This is a genomic window from Vibrio sp. 10N.261.55.F4 (assembly GCF_041470465.1).
In the GTDB taxonomy this organism is placed as follows: Bacteria; Pseudomonadota; Gammaproteobacteria; order Enterobacterales; family Vibrionaceae; genus Vibrio; species Vibrio crassostreae_C.
Genome location: NZ_JBFRMM010000014.1, coordinates 15,948 through 36,167, shown reverse-complemented (window position 1 = coordinate 36,167; position 20,220 = coordinate 15,948). Strand labels below are relative to the sequence as shown.

Below are 20,220 nucleotides of genomic sequence, written 5' to 3'. Positions count from 1 at the left end.
TACGCTAAACGTTAGAACGATAATCTTAAGATTTCTTATCATAACCTTGAGCCACGTACGCTTTTTATGTAGAGTGCGCGCAAAGTAATAATTCTATTGGAGAGCACCATGGCTCGTACCATTCTGTACACTTACAAAGACGAAGACAAAGAGTTACTGTTTTCAAAACAAGAACACCGCACGATCCAAGAAGCTGTTGCTGCAGCTGAAGGCATCGATATCTCTGAGTATCTAAAAACTGAGCAACAGCTTGAGTTGATTTCTGATACTAAAGCGGTTCGCAACTACCAAGACAACTACTTCCGCAAGCTTGGCTTTACTAAGCTTACGTTGAAGCAAAAAGACAATCTTGGTGTTGGTAAAAAGAAGAAGTAAGCCCTCTTGGATCTTTTCTTGATATGTCGTTTCTAGCTTTTCGTTTGTAGTTAACAGCTAACAGCTAAAGAAACGAAAGCACCGAACAATAAAAAATGCCGCAACCTCTTTCGAGATTGCGGCATTTTTATTTGTACTTTTTAACTATCTAACCTTAACTAGCTTAACTTAAGTCACGATTACTTAATGTTAAGGAATGCAGCACCACGAACGCCGCCTGAATCACCATGCTTCGCTTTGATGATCTTTGGACATTTCGCTACAGACAGTAGGTATTTAGGGATACGCTTTGGCATCTCTTCGTAGATAAGTTCGAAGTTTGAAAGACCGCCACCCAATGCAACTACGTGTGGATCAAGACCGGTAAACAGGTTCGCGAAACAGATAGCCAATAGCTCCATGAAACGATCAACGTGCTCAGCCGCTTTTGCTTCACCTTCGTTGTACGCTTGAATGATCTCGATTGCTTTCTTCATCTCGCCGAAGTAGTGCTCGTAAATCAATTCAAAGCCACGACCTGATAGGTAGCTGTCTAGACAACCTTTCTTGCCACAACCACAACCGAGTAACGGTGCGTTGTCGCCAAGGTGGAACCAAGCATCAATAGGAAGACGCATATGGCCCAGTTCACCAGCAACGTGGTTACGACCAGAGAACACTTTGCCTTCGTAAACTAACCCGCCACCAAAACCAGTACCTAGAATTAGGCCTGCTACTGATGGTTCGTCTTTAAGCTCGTCATCCCACGCTTCTGAAAGCGCAAAGCAATTCGCATCATTTTCAATTTTCACACTACGACCAATAAGTGATTCTAGGTCTTTACGTAGTGGTTTCCCCGTTGAAGCTGGCACGTTAACAACCAGCATTGTGCCGTCGTCAGCATCTTCCATACCAGGAAGACCAAGACCAATTTTACCTTCGCAAGAAAATTCACTGTCGTACTTCTTCACCAAACCGGCAATCGTATCAAGTAGCAGTTGATAATCTTCAGTAGGCGTTGGTACGCGTTCTGTTGCTACTCGCTCAAGTTTTTCATTGAACGCACCAAATTCAATTTTTGTGCCGCCAACATCGAAGCCGTAATACATGAAATCTCTCCAATTTTTCCCTAAATTCGGGCAAATAAATTTTTCAAATTAAACATCTAGGACGCATTATCCATAACACTCCCCCTACAAACCGTGATAGATAACAAACTTATCTCGTGTTCGAATCTGTTTGAACAACAAGTCAGCACAAAGCGGTTAAAGGTTAGAGTGACGTCTCACTTTTAGTATGCTCTATGAAAGCATTCAGGCTTGGTTTGGTTGGATCCGATTTATAACGTGTCTTACTCAACATGTAGCTTTCACGAAATGCTTCAAACCATAGCTGTAAAGTCTTAGCGCCCTGTTCTTCACCGGCTTGTTTCAAAACTAAGCTCGCTACTTCGGCCGTTGATAGATGTTGTTCGTTGTCTGACTTACGCATCATGTATTGAGAAACCGATTCCGGCTCAATCGACAACACCGGTAAATCTTGCAGATACTCTGAGCGACGGAAGATACGTCGTGCTTCGCGCCAACTGCCATCAATGAAAATCAGCAATAGTGTTTTGTTTGGGTCACGCATTTGTGGCAGATCTTGAACTACGCGCGTTTTGTCGTCGGTATAGTCTTCAGGGAATACGATCACAGGTTGGTATTTGTCATCTTTGAGGACATCCAACATCTCTTGATTTGGCTCAGTACGATGCCAAAGGTAGGCGTAACTGTCTTTAACCGTATCAACAATCAAACGACCAGTGTTACTTGGCTTTAAGATTTCGTTGTCTGACAAGATCAACATAGTCGCGACGTTCGTATCAACGTTAGGTTGATGTTCACAGATACAGCTGTCTTGTTTGATTTTACAGAATTCACATCGCACGACTTTACACCCGCGCGCATTAAACGGTTTGGTAGCAATGGACAAACGATGTTGATATAAACGGTGAAAAGCGTGGATTCTCATGGACAATAACGATAACTCTAGAAAAGTGGCACGATTGTACTTACAGTGTCCTTAGAATGATAGAAGGAATTCCCATGCAAGACCCATCACTGCTTCGCCTTGTTTGTTTTATTGTCGTTTTTGGATTGTGTGCGCTTTGGGAATACCGTTTTCCACGTAAAGCACTGACTCAAAGCAAATGGTTTCGCTGGGGAAACAACTTTGCGTTAGTCGCTTTGAACAGCTTTCTATTGGCCACTATAATTCCTATCGCAGCATTTCAAGCGGCGGTTATCGCACAAGAAAACCAATGGGGTCTGTTCAATACCCTTTCACTTCCGAAAGAATTGACCATTCTGATCTGTGTATTACTGTTAGATTGCGCCATTTACCTACAGCACTTGGTGTTTCACCGTGTTCCTTGGTTGTGGAAGCTACATCGAGTTCACCATGCGGATCTAGATATCGATGTCACAACCGGAACGCGCTTTCACCCTATTGAGATGATTCTTTCAATGCTCATCAAGGTGAGTTTGGTGATCGCACTTGGTGTGCCTGTCATTGCTGTCGTGATCTTTGAAATTGTTCTTAATGCGAGCGCGATGTTTAACCATAGCAATGCACGTTTTCCGCTATGGTTCGATAAACGATTGAGAAAAGTGATTGTGACACCAGACATGCACCGCGTTCATCACTCGGTCATTGTTAAGGAAACGCACTCAAACTTTGGCTTCTTTTTATCTGTGTGGGACATCTGGTTTAAGACTTACCGCGCCCAACCCAAGCTTGGTCATGACAAGGTGCATATTGGTGTTCCCGAGATTCAAGATGGTAAAGAGCAACGGCTAGATTTAATGTTACGTCAGCCATTTGCACGATTCCCGACAACGAAAGATTAAGTTCGAATTCAGTTGAGTCTCAAGCTTATATTGAGACCAACCTTAGCTTAATACCAAAGTTATCTTAATCCGAAAACAAAACGCCCTTAGATTCTTGTGAGAACTTAAGGGCGCTTCTGTATCGATAGTCGTTATAAGCGTAGTTAATGATTAAGTACTGCTAGTGCTTAAACTCTTTCGCACACTAGCTTAACTATCACGCTCGTCTATTTCAGCACGTACTTATGAAGCATGGCTTGTTGGTGCCCTGCTATCTCTCCGACTTGCTCTGAACTCTCGATCATAGATTCAAGTTGCAGCTTAGTATTCTCGCCCTGCTCAGATACTCGAGTGATTGAATGGGTAACATCGACAGTTGCACGAGCTTGTTCTTCGGTAGCCACCATGATTTGCTCAACACGCCCTTTGATCTGGCTAACCGCAAATTCGATTTTCTCGAAGGCTTGTCTTACATCGCCACTGGTTTCCAGTGCATTGGCCATCTCACTTCTCGATTCCGTTACAGAAGCACGTGAGCGATCTGCTGCCGCTACTAGTTCGTTCATCATGCTACGAATATTGGTGGTTTGCTGGGATGTGCCGCTCGCCAATTTACGCACTTCGTCTGCAACTACCGCAAAACCTCGACCTTGTTCACCTGCTCGCGCCGCTTCTATCGCAGCGTTCAGTGCCAATAAGTTGGTGTTTTCAGCGATACCACTGATCATGTCGACCATTTCACGAATCTGTTTCACTCGACCATCCAAGTCAGCCATCGACTCTTCACTCATGCTAAGAGAGTGCTCAAGCGCTTGTAATCGTTGTTGGTTAAGGCCAACCACTTGGCTGCCATTCACTGACTCATCTTCTGCTATTTGAGCATCGTCGTTCGATGCGTTAGAGATACGAGCAATCTCACCAATCGATGCTTCCAGCTCCGTAATGGTGGTGATCATATTCTGAAGTGATTCGTTCTGCTCGTTCAAGCTCGAATTGGTTTGCTCTGCAGCGTCGTGGCTTACTTCTGCCGTTTGATAAAGCGTCTCACAGTTGCGCGTTACTAAACGAACCGAATCTGCGGTTGAATCAACGACCGTATTGAGTTTTGAAGTAATAACTTGCAGCTCTAGCGGCCCCAGTAATTCACTCTGTTTAGAGAAGTCATGATCTGCCAGTGAACTCAACTGTTGAGTTATGTTTTTAAGCCCTTTATTCATCCAACGGCGTAACACGAACCATGAAATCACAATGATTACGGCAATCACTAGCCCGCTGATAAACAACACACGATCAATATTGGTAATGGTTTGATTTACAACCAGTTCACTTTCATCAATCAGGTGGGAAGCGGTGGAAGACAGCTGATTCAATGTGCTAATGACGGTGTTCGCTAAGTTAATGACTTGCGTTAAGTTTTGCTCTTGCTGCTGAACCAGTTCGAGTTTCAAGAGGATCTGTTTGATCACGCCTTCTTCGGTAAAGCCTTCTTTCACCATCTCGTAAGGCGCCGTCAAGCTCGCGAACTCAACGATGTCTGGATGCCAATCGGCAAAATCGCTGTAAGCCAAGTTAAGGCCTGCGATTCGGTTTCTCAATTGACGGTATTCGTCTTGTGCTTTATCAATGTCAGGTTGCATCATCAACATCAAGAAGGTGTTCGCCATAGCAGACGCACTGGATGTGAATCGGTTCGCTGCATCGCTCGCTTCTGGGTTGTCTTCAACCAAGAATGAGCTGATTCGATTCATTTCTGGTCCGATAGATCCAACGCCATAACGGAACTCGCCCATTTTACTGTCGATCAGATTTTGCTTACTTTGAATTTCGATCTGTGCCAGCAGTACCGTGTTGGTCATGGTTTGCAGTTGCGCCATGTCATCGACAAGGTTTTGTTGTTGCTCTAAAGAGATTGCATCAGGAAAAGATTGGGAGATAAAAAGGAGTTCCTCTAGCGTGGTATTGCTCTCTGTAGCGAGTTGGTCAATTGAGCCCCTTGTGGCATTCAGTGTATCTAAGTCGGTTGATTGGGTGCTGTAAGTGAGAAGTTTTACTTGTTCTAATACGCTTTGCGTTAATTCGGCGTTATGTAGAGCAAGGGGTAATGCTTGTTCCGAGAGTGCATCAAAATGTCCCCCGACCCGTTCAACGCCCCGAATGCTAACCATTGATAAAAAAGTAACAAGTAAAAGAATGGAAATAAATACAGCAGTGACGGTTTGAATGAGCGAGAATGTATAACGTGAGGGTTTTATTGATAAATTTGTGTCGGGCATGTGAAATCCAGTTTGACTACGAAAAGAGATATCCTTAAGTTAGGTCGTATACTAGAAGTCCTTGATGACGTTTTTATTTCAGTTTTTTGTCAGAAGAGTTACATATGAAAATCAGAAAAATGGCTGTAGTTACAATAACTTTAGCAACATTGGCTGCTTGTAGCTCGTCACCTTCGCCTTCTCAGCTTAGTCAAACCGCACAGAAACCCCTATCAAAGTCAGAACAATTGACTACAAACGCTTATATGAGCGTGTATGAACAGTGGAAAGGCGTGCCATACCATTTCGGTGGGACCTCATTTCGAGGTATAGATTGCTCTGCTTTTGTTCAAATCGCCGTGCAAAATGCGACTCAACAAGCTCTACCAAGAACCACAAAAGACCAGAGTAAAAAGGGAAAAGAAATTGCGTATGGGCAGGCAACAAGCGGTGACTTGGTGTTTTTCAAGACTTCGATGACGGTGCGACATGTAGGCGTTTATTTAGGAAACAACCAATTTCTACATGCCTCGACATCGAAAGGTGTCATTATTTCTAGGTTAGATAACCCTTACTGGGCATCCAAGTTTTGGCACTTTAGGCGTTTATAGCGGTTCGAAAGATAAACCGCTGAGCGAGGTAACTCTAGAAAGATACGACTTAAACGCCCGTTGTTATTATGCTGATTAATTACGACGATAAATGAGCAAACAAACCGTTAATCGTATTTAGCAACAGCAGTATCAAACAGGTTCTTCACTAACGCGATGTACTCATCGAGGAATACAATTTGTTCGTTAGTCGCTTTCTTAGCCCACACACCCGCTAATACTTCACCAAGATCCGCTACTACGGCATCTGCTTCTTTCAAAAGTTGAAAACGAACGCTCGAATGCAACTCTGGGTTTTGCTCGAAAATAGCCATGATGTTTGTTGAAATCATGTCGGTAACAATGTCTTCGACACTTTCGTTTCCAGTATCACCATTACTATTGGTAAACACATCAAGGTTGAATGATAGGTGCTCGATTAAAGCCAAATAGCCATCGGTTTCTACAACCACAATAATTCTCCGTTTTAAGCTCTAGAGCAGATTAATACGTACTTGCCTAATACTATGTAAATGAAGCTATTTGTCATCACTTTATTGCCCAAAACCACATTTAAATGATCCTAGTTAGTATTTCAGCTTAAAATTAAATCGATATAGCTTTATGTGGTATACCTGCCTACTTACGACATAAGTAAATTCACGCTAAAGAAGTGTAAGACAAACTTTGAAGCAAAGTATTGCGCCAGTTAACAATAGCCCTTTCAACTTACTCTAAAAGCTCATTTGATTTAGTCGCTAGACAATAACAAGCTCAAACCTCTTTTCCAGTTTGTGGCGTTCAAAACCGTTTCAATTGTGAGACCAGTTCCAAACTATTTCATCACGTCAGGTTTTCAATTTATGTTTGTATTTCAAAGAGCTTGAATCAGTTCGAGTTCACAATTCGGCCAATTGATTCTACGTAAGATGAAGAAGAGCTAAGAACATTGACGAGTGCGTCTATAAATTGTTCAGATTTATCCTAAACTATTGCTATTAAACAAACAGTATTTCTAACCTTCAATCTTTTTAACTTTCAGTCTTTGAGGATTTCCTATGTGGCAGGCCATTTCTCAACAACTTTCAGATACTCTTCTATTTAACTTTCAGATTACTGAACGTACCAAGGTTTCTGGTGGCGACATTAACGATTGCTATATGATCAGCGATGGTAATGAGCGTTACTTTGTGAAAGTGAATCAGCGAGAATTTTTACCTAAGTTTGAAATTGAAGCTGAGAACTTACGCTTGTTAAGAGAAACCTCCACTGTTTACGTTCCTGAGTTGGTGCTTATTGGCAAAACCAAAGAGTGCTCGTTCATTATTCTGAATTACTTGCCGACCAAACCGCTCGAGACGGGCAACAATAGCTTCGATTTCGGCGTTCAGCTTGCGCGGCTTCATCAATGGGGCGAGCAAAAAGAGTTTGGTTGCGACCAAGACAACTATATCGGCAGCACACTTCAACCCAACCCTTGGCATAAGAAATGGGGTCGCTTTTTCTCTGAGCAACGCATTGGTTTCCAACTGCAACTGCTCAAAGAGAAAGGCATCGAGTTTGGTGATATCGATGACATCGTTGATGTGGTGAATATGCGTCTTGCTGGCCACAACCCTCGCCCTTCTTTGCTTCATGGGGATCTTTGGAATGGCAATGTAGCAAATTCAGCCTTTGGGCCAATCTGTTACGACCCGGCTTGTTACTGGGGGGACCATGAATGCGATTTGGCATTAACGGAATTGTTTGAAGGTTTCCCTAAAGAGTTTTATGAAGGTTACCAGAGCGTCAATCCACTCGACGTTGGCTATACTGATCGGAAAGACATTTACAACTTGTACCATCTTCTTAACCACTGCAATCAATTTGGCGGCGAATATTTAGCACACACTGAAGCATGCATTCAGAAGATACAGGCCGTTTAATACCAATTACAGCTGTTTATAACCGAATACGATTGGTATCAGTTACAGTGAGGAGAATTTGCCATGCATAAATACACAGAGAAACATGTCTCCTGTCCGCATTGTGGGCACGGTATTAACATCACGCTTGATGCATCTAATGGTAGCCAAGACTTCTATGATGATTGTCCAGCGTGTTGCAATGCCATTCATTTGGATATGCAGGTTGACGAAGTAAGAGACAGAATCAACCTTTCGATTGATGCCGATGATGAACAAGTATTCTGACAATCAGTTTCTCGTTTAAACCATGATCAAAAAAGAGCACCTCACGTGCTCTTTTTTAATTTGGTCATCGGTGTGATTTTATTGCCACCGATTAAATGCGCTTAGTGGCTATTTCTGGTTCGCTAATACACGCTCGACAGTATCAACAATCGCTTGTGTTTGAGGATCAAACTCAATGTTTACTTGGTCGCCTACTTCACGGCCGCCAAACAGAGTACGATTCAGAGTTTCTGGGATCAGGTGAACAGAGAAACGGTTCTCTTCCACTTCACCAATCGTCAATGAACAACCATCAACACCAATGTAACCCTTACTCAATACGTACTTCATCGATTCTTCTGGTAGTTCGAACCAAAGTGTACGGTTGTTTTCTGTTTTAATCACATCGACTAGGTTAGCCATCAGAGTAATGTGGCCAGACATGCTATGCCCGCCAATTTCGTCACCAAACTTTGCTGCACGCTCAACATTCACTTTGTCACCAACATTCAGTTGGCCTAAGTTCGTCAATCGCAATGTCGCTTGCATTAAATCAAAAGCAATCTGGTTACCTGAAATTTCCGTTACCGTTAAGCAACAACCGTTATGAGCTACTGAAGCACCAATGGCTAATCCTTCAACCATTTCATCGCTTAGCTCAATGGCATGAGTTTGAAACGACTCTTTTTTGTTGATAGCAACCAGTGTTGCCATGCCTTGAACGATACCTGTAAACATAAGATTCCTATTTAGTATTCTAGGGCGTGTTGACCTTTCGCGGTTAAATTTTGTTCGGATGGGGACGCCTAGTCAAAAACGTTTTAATCGCGGCGAGGGGGAAGTAGCCTAGCATCCTAAGCAAATCTCCCTCAACAAAGAGTAAAACGCTTTTTGCGGGGGCGCCCAGCTCGAACCCTTCGGGCAGCGTTTGCTGGTCATTTTTACTACGTTATCGGCTTCTCATGTAGGCTAGCTACACATCAAAGCCTCTGCCTTGTAAAAAGGCCCAGCAACTCGCTGCAAAAATCAGCTCGAAAGATCAACACGCCCTAATAACAGTTTTTCATAGCAGTTATTGTGACATTTCTTTATGATTCGTCCAGTGGAAGCTTAAGATCATTGTCTCTGATTCCTTCAGAATGTCCTTTCCTACACTATTATTCTAATTTTCCCTCTTATTTGGAGTTGTTTGTGCATCGTTACAAAGAAGAATCCTCGAATCTAATCAAACTTGCGACCCCAGTATTGATCGCATCCGTTGCACAAACTGGAATGGGTTTTGTTGATACCGTAATGGCCGGTGGCGTAAGTGCTATCGATATGGCGGCGGTTTCGATTGCAGCAAGTATCTGGCTACCATCAATCCTATTTGGTGTTGGTTTATTGATGGCGTTGGTTCCTGTCGTTGCACAGCTGAATGGTTCTGGTCGACAAGTCAAAATTCCATTTGAGATTCAACAAGGCGCATTTTTAGCGCTCGTCATCTCCCTTCCAATCATTGGTGTGCTTTTTCAAACACAATTGATATTGGAGTGGATGGACATTGAACAACTCATGGCGGAAAAGACCATCGGCTATATGAATGCGGTGATGTTTGCTGTACCTGCATTTTTGTTGTTCCAAACATTGCGAAGCTTTACCGATGGTATGTCTTTAACCAAGCCTGCGATGGTGATTGGTTTTATTGGCTTGCTATTAAACATCCCGCTGAACTGGATGTTCGTATACGGAAAACTTGGTGCTCCTGCTCTGGGTGGTGTTGGCTGTGGCGTTGCAACGGCTATCGTATATTGGGTGATGTTTGCACTGCTATTCGCTTACGTTTTAACTTCAAAACGGTTATCGAAAATCAACATCTTCGGTACGTTCCATAAGCCGCAACTTAAAGCTCAAATTCGCCTGTTTAGACTTGGTTTCCCTGTCGCAGCCGCTATCTTCTTCGAGGTAACTTTGTTTGCGGTTGTTTCCTTGTTGGTTGCCCCACTTGGCTCGTTGATTGTTGCCGCGCACCAAGTCGCGATCAACTTCTCTTCGCTGGTCTTCATGATTCCAATGAGTATCGGTGCAGCCGTGAGTATTCGTGTTGGGCATAAGTTGGGCGAAAACAACACCGAAGGCGCTAAGATCGCGACACACGTAGGTATCATTGTTGGTTTAGTGACAGCCTTAATGACAGCGGCGTTAACTGTCCTGTTCAGAGAACAGGTTGCATTACTTTACACAGAGAACACTGCGGTAATTACCGTTGCAATGCAGTTGCTGTTGTTCGCGGCGGTTTATCAATGTACTGATGCCATCCAAGTTATCGCTGCAGGTGCTCTGCGTGGCTACAAAGACATGCGTTCAATCTTCAACATTACCTTCGTTGCTTACTGGTTGCTTGGCCTTCCTATCGGCTACATCTTAGGAATGAAAGATTGGATTGTTGAACCTATGGGCGCGCACGGCTTCTGGATTGGTTTCATTGTCGGTCTAACATCAGCAGCGATTATGCTAGGTATGCGCTTACACTGGATGCACAAGCAGGATGATGACGTACAGTTAGAATTTAGTTCTCGTTAGATTCGCACTCGCTTAGTCGGTCTATCTGATTTCGAACACAAAAAAGAGCTCTGATTTTCAGGGCTCTTTTTCGTTTAATGGTTAGGTAGATCGTATCTGCCTTAATATTCACTCTTCTCTCGTACAAAGCGGGCAAACTTGGGTTTTCCGTTTTGAGTAAAACCATTGTAGCGAAAGGTAATACGGCTGCCGATCTCTGGCGGTACAAGTCTCATTTGGTCACTGAACCCGCTACCTATATAAAATTCCACACCCTCTTCTGTGTGAACCAGAATTGACCCCATCATCCCTTTGTACTTCCCTGTCCCACCCCTATAGCCAATAACCGTGGCTTCGGCATCGTGATGCCTTTTAAGCTTTACCAAATCATTACTTCGGCCTGCTTGATAACGACTGGTGATTTTTCTAAGCATCAAACCTTCGCCATTACGCTCATCGACATTATCAAGTTGATGAAACAAAGCCTCTTCACTGTGAATTGGTACATGTTCTATGTAGCTGACATGAGATTCTCCAATCACGCTTACCCAATGCAAAATGTTGTAATAGCGCTTTTGATAATCTCCCGCAGCGCCGGGCATATCAAACAGCATGAAATCGATTTGGCGCCATGCTGTGTCACTCGGCGTATGATCGAGAACGGTAGATTGAACAAGGTGGAACTTGCCCCTTCCTGCCCACAACTCTCCTTCGAGATGGACCTTAGGCAAGTTTTCAGTAAACCACTTGGGTGAGTAAATGCGATTACCATTGCGTGTATAAAGATGTTGTCCGTCCCAAAGAGCCCGAATCCCATCAAGCTTTTCACTCTTCCAGTATTCAGAAACATCAATGCCTTGTTGGTATGTATTGGCCAGTACCAAATGGTCGGGAGGTAAATAGGATGAATGAGAAGAAAGCGAACACGCCCATAGAGTTGCTATCGCCAATTTAGTTAATCTCATCATCTGCTCCGTATTGATATCTGTAGTAGTCAACAAACGCCTTTAATCCTAAGCGTTCTGACACGTAGGTAGACAACCTTTGCTAGAAGATGCGATCCACTCATCAACCTTATCTAACCTTTTCATTTATTCATTAAATTAATGATCTATAACTCTCATATATTCCGCCTTTTTTAGTTCTCATATTGAGAAACGTCTTTTCTCAATTTGAGATAGGAATTCGTACTAAACATAACTTATTGAAAAATAACAACATAAAAGTTGGCACATTCAGTGCAGTTGTCCATACATACTTAAAAGGAGATATCGCTATGGAACTACGTAAGATTGATTTAAACACAACGACACTGATACTTTCTATTTTCGGTGATCTGGATGCAGCAGGCAGTCGTGATGCACAAACCGACATCGATGATGTGATTTCTAACGATGGCCACCCTGAAATCGAAGTTGATTTTAGCCAAGTTGAGTTTTTAGATTCATCTGGGGTTGGCGCAATTGTTTATATGTTCAAACGTCTGACTGAACGCGAGCGCAATATGCGACTTGAAAATGTGACGGGGCAACCGCTTGAAATTATGAGCTTGCTGCGTATTGGCCACGCTATCCCAGTAAATTCAAAAAATCCTGCAAATTCATGAAGACCCACTAAGCTAGAAGTAACAAAAAATAATAAGAAAAATTAGAAACATAGGACGTTGGCATGAAAATACTGAAAAACTACATAGCCCTTTCTCTGTCCGCTCTCGTTCTGGGTGGCTGTACTAGCTATCCTGAACAAGGCACAGGGGGTTTGGCTGAAAGTTACGATTCTATTAACTATCAAAACTCAGACTTCTCTCCTGTCATGCCAGACGAGCCTCTTGGTCCAGAACATGGATTACGCTTTGATTGGCAGCTCGCTAAATTGCACCTTGATGCTTTGATCCAAGAAGGTGCTCGTTGGTGTTTCCCCGCTGCTGTTGTTCAAGCAATCGAAAAGCAAAACCGTATTGCTCGTGAACTTCAAGGCGGTCTACTACTGGATGCAGCCAACGACTTAGTGATCCAAAGAAAACGCCTAAATGAACTTGAGGTCCAACTGGATTACGTAACTTCACAAGCCCGCTGTGAGCCACCAAAAAATGAAAATCAATTTAGAATGCAACTGTCGGTTATTGAACAGTTGTATGACCTGCTTAATGTTGACAACCAATTTGCGGAAAACTCGACTGAAGTAAATCCTAAATATATGGGAAGACTGGCCGAGGCGACCACTTTACTTAAAGAACACAAATCCCTAGACCTTGTTGTTACCGGCCATGCTGATGCAACGGGTGCCGAAGAATACAACGACAAGTTAGCACTTGGACGAGCGAAACAAGTCGAACGCTACCTGACTATTTTTGGACTAGGCGCTCAACGAATCAAAGCCGTCTCTGTTGGCGAAACCGTCCCTCTTTTTGAAGGTGAATCCGACGGCACGCGTTTAACGAACCGCCGAGTAAGTATTGAAATTGTCTCGCCTAAGAATGCCGAGAAAATGGGAGGTGGATTATGAAATTATTGATCGCTTTTATCATCACCCTATCGTTATGCTTTGCGAATGTCGTCAATGCTAACGATGAGTTTTCAGACGCGGTTCAAGTCGGTGACCTTATCCAAGTTAACGTACCCGGTGAAAGTACCTTAAACACGGGGTTCCAAGTGGATAAGCGTGGCCGTATTACCCTTCCTGAAGTAGGCGCTGTGTTTGTTGCAGGTTACGACAGTGAGCAGCTTAACAAAGTGGTTCTAGAGTCGCTGGCAAACGCCTATAAAGATCTTTCGAACGCTTCAGTCTATGTAAAAGAGCAGCAAATCATCATCTACGTACAAGGTTATGTAGAACAGCCTGGTGAATACACTCTCGCATTAGGTTCTAGCATCCAAATGGCACTTTACGCTGCGGGTGGTTTACGCCCGGGCGCGCAACTGGATAAGCTGATTCTTAAGCGAGGCGCAGACAAGAAAGAGTTTAACTACAAACGATTCCTTGATTCAGGAGACGAGTCAGCATTACCTACTCTTCAATCACTGGATTCACTATTCGTTCCAGCTTCTCCATTAGTCGGTAACATCGAGCAAGAGTTTGACGCAGCAAAGCTTGCTAACTCAGGTGACAGTGCTGATTCTCGTAACTCCATCAAAGTATTTGGTGAGGTGAACGCGCCGGGTTCGTTCACTTACAAAGAGAACACCGACCTTGTCGACGTACTTATGCGTTCGGGCGGCGTAACTCGTTATGCCAGTGTTGAGCAAATCCGAGTGATTTCGAACAACACCCCAACGCTATTCAACCTAAAACGTTACTTAGATTCTGGTGACGAAAGTCTGCTTCCAATTTTACGCCCGGGTGCGACCATTTTCGTTCCCAAGCAAGAAGAAGAGATCAAATCCGGCGCCAACATGGTTTACGTAATGGGCGAAGTCGCAGCCCCTGGTGCTTTTGAAGGCAAAAGAGACGCGACCTTTATGGATATCTTGGCGAATGCGGGCGGCCCAACTCGATTTGCAGAGTCACGACAAATCCGTGTTATCAAAGCAGATGGCAGAGTGCTTAAATTCGATTTAGCGGCTTACACTGAAGGCTTACCTAACTCTAACCCTCCTAGCATCAAAGCTGGTGACGCGATTTTCGTTCCCGAGAAAACCGACATGAACGAGAAGTCTTGGTTGAAAATTACGCCAGACCGAGCGGTTAACGTGATTGGTGAGGTGAATCGACCTGGTCGTATTGAATGGTCAGATGAAATGAACTTCATGGGGCTATTGGCACACGTCGGCGGCCCTACGCTACGCGCAGACACATCAAAAATTGAAGTCGTGACTGGTAGAAAGTTGGTTGTGTTTAACCTTGATGATTTCATTCGAAATGGTGCGCCACGTGACCAAATGCCGCAAATTCGCGCGGGTTCTATCGTGCGCGTTCACGACTTGCCACAAGATCCTTCAGACAATAAATCACAATGGGTTCGTCAAAGCTCTGATGCTTCGATCTACATCTTTGGACAAGTGAATGCACCCGGTCGTTACCGCTTCACCAAAGACATGCACTTCCTTGATATCTTGTCTGCGGCTGACGGTCCAACAAAGGATGCCGACATCCACAACGTTCGAGTAACGCATCGTGACAAAACCTATTCGCAAGTAAGCAAACTTAACTTATCACTGTACTTCGAAACCGGTGACGAATCGTTACTGCCAAACGTAACCACTGGCGACACGATTTACATCCCAGAGAAAGGCAAAAACTGGTTAGATACACCGAAAGAAGAAACCGTTCGTGTGCTTGGTGCGATTAACAATCCGGGGCGTTATGTGTTCAACGACAACATGACCATTCTAGATATTCTGGCAGAAGCAGCAGGACCTACCGACAATGCTTATGTAGAAAAAATTACCATCGTCAATATGTCTTGCTGCCAAGGTCAGGCTCGTACTTTTGACCTTGTTGAATTCAGCAAAACGGCGAACATTTACAACTTGCCGGTGCTACGCGCTGGTGACACGATTTACATCCCAGACCGTCGCGAAAGCTTTATTGAAAAAGCACGCGTCGGACTTGATGACATACTGCGTATCACCACCACCATCGTATTAATAGGAGCTTTATAATGACAATTTCAGCGACCCATGCCGAAGTCGAGCAACTGTATTTAGCTTCTGAACTTAACGGCCAAAAATCAATATGCGTCACCGCCTGCCATTCAGGTGACGGAGTAACATCTATTGCAACCGCACTAGCTGAGCGTTTTCTTCTTGCGGGTCATTCAACGCTTTATGTTGATCTCAACTTATTCAACCCTGCTTTCAAAGATTTGAATATGCTAGAAGATAATCAGCAAGGTCAACTGATAGAACATGTTGAATCTCAGCGTACGTTTATCGGTGTCCCTGCTCCACAAGTTGCTTCAACGCAATTGGCTTATAAAGATCCGACAACGTTACAAAAAGTGGTCAACAAATGGTTAGAGAAATACGACAGAGTCATCATTGATACCTCACCGCTTCTCAACAGAAACAAAGGCAATATTCCGGCGCAGTCTGTCGCGAGCGCTTGTGGCAGTACACTAATTGTTGTCGCCTATGGAGAAACGTCGAGTCACCACCTAGAACAAGCGAAAAAGCTGCTTGATGCACAAAGTATCAATCTAATGGGCTGCGTGATGAACATGAAACAAAAGCCTAGCTTTGCACAAGAGTTGGTCAGACAAATCAATCGAATGAAATTTATCCCCGTTAAGCTTCGCGATAGCTTGGCAAACAAGCTGTATCGAAATGAGTTTTTGAACCTTCCGATGTAACTTTCTTTTGCTACTTTCTGGCTGTCATTAAACCATGACAGCCACCTATCCTATTAGACTTCAAGCTCCAAAAGCTCTGAATAACTCAAAATCAAATTGGGTATTTTTGGCGAAGTTATTATTAAAAATAAGATTTTAAAAACAATTCAACGCATTTCACACACGCCAACCATGGTCTTACCACCTGTAAATCCCTTCAGAAATCAACAGCCCCATACCTAACTTTAGCGGTAATGTGACACAGACGATTAAAGTGCCATGTAAATCGCATCAAAGATGGAATTCGTACGATTATTCCCTAAGATTATCAATAGAGGTGGTTTTTGACGAATTTGTAATAGTTTGACAAAGTTATCCGATGGCTGTTGAAACACAGTGGATGAATTGGCAAATCACACTTCACTGACTTTGCACGTTTATCTATTCAAACTTCACCCATCCCTCCTTCTGCTCAAATGGTTCAAATACACGGAAAGGATCACCATCGAGCAATTTAGATAATCAATTTACCTTGGTTACCTTAGTTGTATTATTAAAGAGAAAGGAAACTCAATATGAAATACAAGTTAAGCTCCGTATTTTTGTTAGTAGCAGCAGCCAGCGGTAATGCTAACGCTGGAGAATGTGGCAGCGTAACAATCGCAGATATGAACTGGAACTCTGCAACACTGATCGCCAATATCGACCAATTCATCCTTGAACATGGTTATGGGTGTGATGCTGAACTTATCCCTGGCGACACTATGCCAACAGGCACGTCTATGATCGAAAAAGGCCAGCCTGATGTTGCACCTGAACTTTGGAGCAACAGCTTAAAAGACGCATTAGATAAAGGTGTTGAAGAAAAACGTCTTCGCTACGCAGGTAAAGCACTTGTGAACGGCGGCGAAGAAGGCTTTTGGGTTCCAGCTTACCTAGTAAAACAGTACCCTGAAATGGCAACCATCGAAGGCGTACGCAAAAACGCAAGCTTATTTAAACACCCTGAAGACCCAGATACATCTGCATTCTACAGCTGCCCTGCAGGCTGGAACTGTCAGATCAGCGCCGGAAACTTGTTTAATGCTCTTGAGCTAGAAAACAGCGGTTTCACGATTGTTGATCCAGGCTCGAGTGCCGGCTTATCTGGCTCTATCGCAAAAGCTTATGAACGTGAAGAAGCTTGGTTTGGTTACTACTGGGCACCGACCGCTGTTCTAGGTAAATACGACATGGTTAAAGTCGACTTTGGCAGTGGCGTTAATGAGGAAGAGTTCCTTAACTGTACCACCAAAGAAGATTGTGAATCGCCAAAAGCAACCATGTACCCGCCTTCACCTGTCCACACGATTACCACTGAAAGTTTTGCGTCACGTGCTCCTGAAGCGTACGACTACTTTACTAAACGTGGTTTCACAAACGACAAAATGAACTCGCTACTTGCTTGGATGGAAGACAACCAAGCTGATGGCGAAGAAGCGAGTCTGCATTTCTTAAGTGAATTCCCAGAAGTATGGCACCCATGGGTTTCTGAAGAAGTGGCTAAGAAAGTTGAAGCTCAGCTGTAAGAGCTTGATTTAATAACAAGTAATTACGCTTCAACAATAAAACAGAAATAACGTCGCTATACTTGATGTTATTCATGATTCGGAGCCCTTTTCATTAGCGATTTTCTTATCGCATGGACAAGTGGCTCCGAACTATAAGGATATAAAATGGCTGACAGCAATTGGTTATCAAGCTTTCCAGAGATGGAACGCGGTGATTTACGAACCATAAAAAAGACGCTAGATGGCGCATACCGTGAATTTTCCCGTGAATACGGCGAAATGATTGAATCTCTCTTTGACCCTCTTCTTTCATTCCTCGTTTGGTTTGAAAAACTCCTTATCTCAACACCTTGGATTATAGTCCTGGCTGTGTGTACCAGCCTTGTCTACGCAGCAAGCCGTTCTTGGAAACTGGCTCTAGGCTGTGTTGCTTCTCTACTTCTCATTGGTTACTTTGGAATGTGGGAAGACACCATGCGGACGCTCAGTATCATCACTGTATGTACCTTGGTTTCAATATTCTTGGGCATTCCGATTGGTATTGCGATGGCTCGTTCAAATCGAGCTCAGTCAATTGTTACGCCGATGCTCGATATCATGCAAACCATGCCTGCGTTCGTTTATTTGATTCCAGTGGTAATGCTACTGGGCATCGGTAAGATTCCAGGGCTAATCGCCGTGGTTATCTACGCGATCCCACCTGTAATTCGTCTAACTAACCTAGGCATACGCTTAGTTGATAAAGAAGTCCTTGAAGCCGCTACCGCTTTCGGTGCGAGCAAAAAGCAACGCTTATGGGGTGTTCAACTTCCTCTAGCAATGCCAACGATCATGGCGGGTATTAACCAAACCATCATGATGGCACTGTCTATGGTTGTTATCGCATCCATGATTGGTGTGAAAGGCCTAGGACAACCGGTTCTCAAATCGATTACTAACCAGTACTTCACATTAGGCTTGATGAATGGTTTCGCCATCGTTGCCCTCGCAATCCTTTTTGACCGCGCTTCTCAGGCGTACGCAAGAAGAACTAATGCGCATTTAGGAGGATTCAAGCATGACTAAACCATTGATTGAAATTAGTGGTCTGTACAAGGTGTTTGGACCGAAACCAATGTCTGTTATGAACCGAGTTCAAAACGGCGAACACAAAGATCAGATTCTTGCGGATACGGGTCATACCGTTGGTTTAAAAGAGATCAACCTTGAGATTAACCGTGGTGAAATCTTCGTTATCATGGGGCTTTCTGGCTCGGGTAAATCGACGCTGATCCGCCACTTCAACCGTTTGATTGACCCGACTCAAGGTAAAATCATGGTTGAAGGCATTGATGTGATGAGCCTCAACACTAAACAGCTAGAAGAGTTCCGTCGTCATAAAATGTCGATGGTATTCCAACGCTTTGGCTTAATGCCTCATCGCACTGTGGTTGAAAACGTTGCGTACGGGTTGGAAGTACAAGGCATCAAAAAAGAAGACCGTTTAGCAAAAGCCAACGAATGGTTAGAAACCGTGGGCTTGAAAGGTTACGGCAAGCAATACCCTGCGCAACTTTCAGGTGGTCAGCAACAACGTGTTGGCCTTTCGCGCGCTCTGTGTACTAACGCTGAAATCTTGTTAATGGATGAAGCCTTTTCGGCACTCGACCCTTTGATTCGAAGTGAAATGCAAGACCAGCTTATTGAACTTCAAGAGAAGCTTCATAAGACGATTGTTTTCATCACACATGATCTGGACGAAGCACTCCGCCTAGGCGATAGAATCGCAATTTTGAAAGACGGCGAGTTAGTACAACAAGGCACACCACATGAGATTCTGCTAAATCCAGCCGATGATTACGTGGAAGCGTTCGTGAAAGACGTAAACCGTGCTCGTGCACTGACCGTTGAAACCGTTATGCAGCCTCCTCTGTATCGAATCACATCAGAAACAATTGAAGGTGCTTTGGCACAAATGAAGATGCTTAAAAACGATTACGCTTATCACGTAACAGATGACGGCTATCAAGGCCTAGTCACACAAGAAAGTCTACAAGACGCCGTTGAAGATTCATCGGTACATGATTTTAGTGATGAGATATACGAAGAAGTCCCTGCCATCTTACCAGATGCGGTGATTGAAGAAGTGCTACCGGACACTATGTCTTGTGACTACTCTCTTCCAGTTGTTGATGAAGACGGTAATCTAAAAGGTGAACTCGAGAGAAGCGCTGTTGCTGATATCTTCTCAGAAAGTAGCGAGGAAGAAGTAGAAGCCGACCCAAAGCCAAAAATTGATAAAGCTTCGTAGTCCTACTTTTCGTGATTTAAAGCACGGCTGTTTAAATTATCATTGTTTGGGTTATCGTTATTTGAGTTATTGCTATTTAGATTAGCCTAAACTACATAAACCGCTCTAAGACCACTGTTGTTATTTCACTGCAGTGGTCTTTTTTATTTGTATCGGGCTCGTTTTCTTCTGAGATCTACCCGCACCTTAGGCTTTATAGGCACCTAAGTTTATATTTCATAAGAGAAAACAAAATAAAATCAGTCCGTTAGGTTTGTCACAAACCCAATAGCAAGATGAGTGAGATGCCAATTAAATGCTCTATTTGTACGGCAACCAGTTGAAATTATTCTA

19 protein-coding genes are annotated in these 20,220 nt (G+C 43.6%); 13 read left to right on the top strand and 6 right to left on the bottom strand.

What is annotated here, in order from left to right:
- Positions 1–108 precede the first annotated feature (108 nt).
- Positions 109–375 carry a DUF2960 family protein gene (locus tag AB4249_RS07850; RefSeq protein ID WP_017063882.1) on the top strand — a complete coding sequence of 89 codons (267 nt, stop codon included), beginning with the start codon at positions 109–111 and terminating at the stop codon, positions 373–375.
- A 179-nt stretch (positions 376–554) separates the two neighbouring features.
- On the opposite strand, the gene nagK is transcribed toward AB4249_RS07850, so the two are convergent.
- Together nagK and AB4249_RS07840 are read right to left on the bottom strand one after the other, a co-directional pair.
- The gene (gene nagK / locus AB4249_RS07845; RefSeq protein WP_372102747.1) at positions 555–1,463 is read right to left on the bottom strand and encodes an N-acetylglucosamine kinase; all 909 of its coding nucleotides are present in this window, start codon (positions 1,461–1,463) and stop codon (positions 555–557) included.
- A 163-nt stretch (positions 1,464–1,626) separates the two neighbouring features.
- Positions 1,627–2,373: a tRNA-uridine aminocarboxypropyltransferase gene (locus AB4249_RS07840; RefSeq protein WP_017080483.1), complete on the bottom strand. Its 747-nt coding sequence runs from the start codon at positions 2,371–2,373 to the stop codon at positions 1,627–1,629.
- Between the two features lie 68 nt (positions 2,374–2,441).
- Between AB4249_RS07840 and AB4249_RS07835 the strand changes: the two genes are divergently transcribed.
- Positions 2,442–3,245 (top strand): sterol desaturase family protein, encoded by an 804-nt coding sequence (locus AB4249_RS07835; protein WP_372102745.1) that lies wholly within the window; start codon positions 2,442–2,444, stop codon positions 3,243–3,245.
- 206 nt (positions 3,246–3,451) lie between these two features.
- Here the strand turns inward: AB4249_RS07835 and AB4249_RS07830 are convergent, their stop codons facing one another.
- Positions 3,452–5,497 (bottom strand): methyl-accepting chemotaxis protein, encoded by a 2,046-nt coding sequence (locus tag AB4249_RS07830; protein ID WP_372102743.1) that lies wholly within the window; start codon positions 5,495–5,497, stop codon positions 3,452–3,454.
- A 104-nt stretch (positions 5,498–5,601) separates the two neighbouring features.
- Here AB4249_RS07830 and AB4249_RS07825 point away from each other — a divergent pair, with 104 nt between their 5' ends.
- Positions 5,602–6,087: a C40 family peptidase gene (locus tag AB4249_RS07825; RefSeq protein ID WP_017059602.1), complete on the top strand. Its 486-nt coding sequence runs from the start codon at positions 5,602–5,604 to the stop codon at positions 6,085–6,087.
- 107 nt (positions 6,088–6,194) lie between these two features.
- On the opposite strand, the gene AB4249_RS07820 is transcribed toward AB4249_RS07825, so the two are convergent.
- Positions 6,195–6,539, bottom strand: a complete 345-nt coding sequence (locus tag AB4249_RS07820; protein ID WP_010440912.1) for a DUF3802 family protein — start codon at positions 6,537–6,539, stop codon at positions 6,195–6,197.
- 585 nt (positions 6,540–7,124) lie between these two features.
- On the opposite strand from AB4249_RS07820, the gene AB4249_RS07815 reads away from it, so the two are divergent.
- Both AB4249_RS07815 and AB4249_RS07810 read left to right on the top strand, forming a co-directional pair.
- A complete protein-coding gene (locus tag AB4249_RS07815; RefSeq protein ID WP_017059601.1) occupies positions 7,125–7,991 on the top strand; it encodes a fructosamine kinase family protein in 867 nt (288 codons plus the stop codon).
- A gap of 63 nt (positions 7,992–8,054) precedes the next feature.
- The gene (locus tag AB4249_RS07810) at positions 8,055–8,258 is read left to right on the top strand and encodes a CPXCG motif-containing cysteine-rich protein (RefSeq protein WP_017059600.1); all 204 of its coding nucleotides are present in this window, start codon (positions 8,055–8,057) and stop codon (positions 8,256–8,258) included.
- 108 nt (positions 8,259–8,366) lie between these two features.
- Here the strand turns inward: AB4249_RS07810 and AB4249_RS07805 are convergent, their stop codons facing one another.
- A complete protein-coding gene (locus tag AB4249_RS07805; RefSeq protein ID WP_372102741.1) occupies positions 8,367–8,975 on the bottom strand; it encodes a riboflavin synthase subunit alpha in 609 nt (202 codons plus the stop codon).
- A 453-nt stretch (positions 8,976–9,428) separates the two neighbouring features.
- Between AB4249_RS07805 and AB4249_RS07800 the strand changes: the two genes are divergently transcribed.
- Positions 9,429–10,799 carry an MATE family efflux transporter gene (locus AB4249_RS07800; protein WP_017070849.1) on the top strand — a complete coding sequence of 457 codons (1,371 nt, stop codon included), beginning with the start codon at positions 9,429–9,431 and terminating at the stop codon, positions 10,797–10,799.
- A 101-nt stretch (positions 10,800–10,900) separates the two neighbouring features.
- Here AB4249_RS07800 and AB4249_RS07795 read toward each other — a convergent pair whose 3' ends face one another.
- Entirely contained in the window at positions 10,901–11,743 is an 843-nt protein-coding gene (locus tag AB4249_RS07795) for a DNA ligase (protein WP_229647996.1), read from the bottom strand.
- A gap of 311 nt (positions 11,744–12,054) precedes the next feature.
- Here AB4249_RS07795 and AB4249_RS07790 point away from each other — a divergent pair, with 311 nt between their 5' ends.
- The 7 genes from AB4249_RS07790 (at position 12,055) to AB4249_RS07760 (ending at position 19,887) form a co-directional block, all read left to right on the top strand.
- A complete protein-coding gene (locus tag AB4249_RS07790) occupies positions 12,055–12,384 on the top strand; it encodes an STAS domain-containing protein (protein ID WP_102333326.1) in 330 nt (109 codons plus the stop codon).
- Positions 12,385–12,446: 62 nt separating this feature from the next.
- Positions 12,447–13,283, top strand: a complete 837-nt coding sequence (locus AB4249_RS07785; protein WP_017067078.1) for an OmpA family protein — start codon at positions 12,447–12,449, stop codon at positions 13,281–13,283.
- Positions 13,280–15,379, top strand: a complete 2,100-nt coding sequence (locus AB4249_RS07780; RefSeq protein ID WP_102333324.1) for an SLBB domain-containing protein — start codon at positions 13,280–13,282, stop codon at positions 15,377–15,379. Before AB4249_RS07785 ends, AB4249_RS07780 begins: the two co-directional genes overlap by 4 nt.
- The gene (locus AB4249_RS07775; protein ID WP_372102739.1) at positions 15,379–16,068 is read left to right on the top strand and encodes a chromosome partitioning protein ParA; all 690 of its coding nucleotides are present in this window, start codon (positions 15,379–15,381) and stop codon (positions 16,066–16,068) included. The genes AB4249_RS07780 and AB4249_RS07775 overlap by 1 nt, the downstream gene beginning before the upstream one ends.
- A gap of 554 nt (positions 16,069–16,622) precedes the next feature.
- Entirely contained in the window at positions 16,623–17,615 is a 993-nt protein-coding gene (locus AB4249_RS07770) for an ABC transporter substrate-binding protein (RefSeq protein ID WP_017059592.1), read from the top strand.
- A 147-nt stretch (positions 17,616–17,762) separates the two neighbouring features.
- Complete coding sequence (locus AB4249_RS07765) at positions 17,763–18,662, top strand: proline/glycine betaine ABC transporter permease (protein ID WP_017059591.1); 900 nt, start codon at positions 17,763–17,765, stop codon at positions 18,660–18,662.
- On the top strand, positions 18,655–19,887 hold the full coding sequence (locus AB4249_RS07760; protein ID WP_017059590.1) for a glycine betaine/L-proline ABC transporter ATP-binding protein: 1,233 nt from the start codon (positions 18,655–18,657) through the stop codon (positions 19,885–19,887). Before AB4249_RS07765 ends, AB4249_RS07760 begins: the two co-directional genes overlap by 8 nt.
- Positions 19,888–20,220 lie beyond the last annotated feature (333 nt).

Bases quoted from the DNA above. Each gene is read 5' to 3' on its own strand.
- AB4249_RS07850 (WP_017063882.1), top strand. From the start codon at position 109: ATGGCTCGTACCATTCTGTACACTTACAAAGACGAAGACAAAGAGTTA.
- nagK (WP_372102747.1), bottom strand. From the start codon at position 1,463: ATGTATTACGGCTTCGATGTTGGCGGCACAAAAATTGAATTTGGTGCG.
- AB4249_RS07835 (WP_372102745.1), top strand. From the start codon at position 2,442: ATGCAAGACCCATCACTGCTTCGCCTTGTTTGTTTTATTGTCGTTTTT.
- AB4249_RS07830 (WP_372102743.1), bottom strand. From the start codon at position 5,497: ATGCCCGACACAAATTTATCAATAAAACCCTCACGTTATACATTCTCG.
- AB4249_RS07825 (WP_017059602.1), top strand. From the start codon at position 5,602: ATGAAAATCAGAAAAATGGCTGTAGTTACAATAACTTTAGCAACATTG.
- AB4249_RS07815 (WP_017059601.1), top strand. From the start codon at position 7,125: ATGTGGCAGGCCATTTCTCAACAACTTTCAGATACTCTTCTATTTAAC.
- AB4249_RS07810 (WP_017059600.1), top strand. From the start codon at position 8,055: ATGCATAAATACACAGAGAAACATGTCTCCTGTCCGCATTGTGGGCAC.
- AB4249_RS07805 (WP_372102741.1), bottom strand. From the start codon at position 8,975: ATGTTTACAGGTATCGTTCAAGGCATGGCAACACTGGTTGCTATCAAC.
- AB4249_RS07795 (WP_229647996.1), bottom strand. From the start codon at position 11,743: ATGAGATTAACTAAATTGGCGATAGCAACTCTATGGGCGTGTTCGCTT.
- AB4249_RS07790 (WP_102333326.1), top strand. From the start codon at position 12,055: ATGGAACTACGTAAGATTGATTTAAACACAACGACACTGATACTTTCT.
- AB4249_RS07785 (WP_017067078.1), top strand. From the start codon at position 12,447: ATGAAAATACTGAAAAACTACATAGCCCTTTCTCTGTCCGCTCTCGTT.
- AB4249_RS07780 (WP_102333324.1), top strand. From the start codon at position 13,280: ATGAAATTATTGATCGCTTTTATCATCACCCTATCGTTATGCTTTGCG.
- AB4249_RS07775 (WP_372102739.1), top strand. From the start codon at position 15,379: ATGACAATTTCAGCGACCCATGCCGAAGTCGAGCAACTGTATTTAGCT.
- AB4249_RS07770 (WP_017059592.1), top strand. From the start codon at position 16,623: ATGAAATACAAGTTAAGCTCCGTATTTTTGTTAGTAGCAGCAGCCAGC.
- AB4249_RS07765 (WP_017059591.1), top strand. From the start codon at position 17,763: ATGGCTGACAGCAATTGGTTATCAAGCTTTCCAGAGATGGAACGCGGT.
- AB4249_RS07760 (WP_017059590.1), top strand. From the start codon at position 18,655: ATGACTAAACCATTGATTGAAATTAGTGGTCTGTACAAGGTGTTTGGA.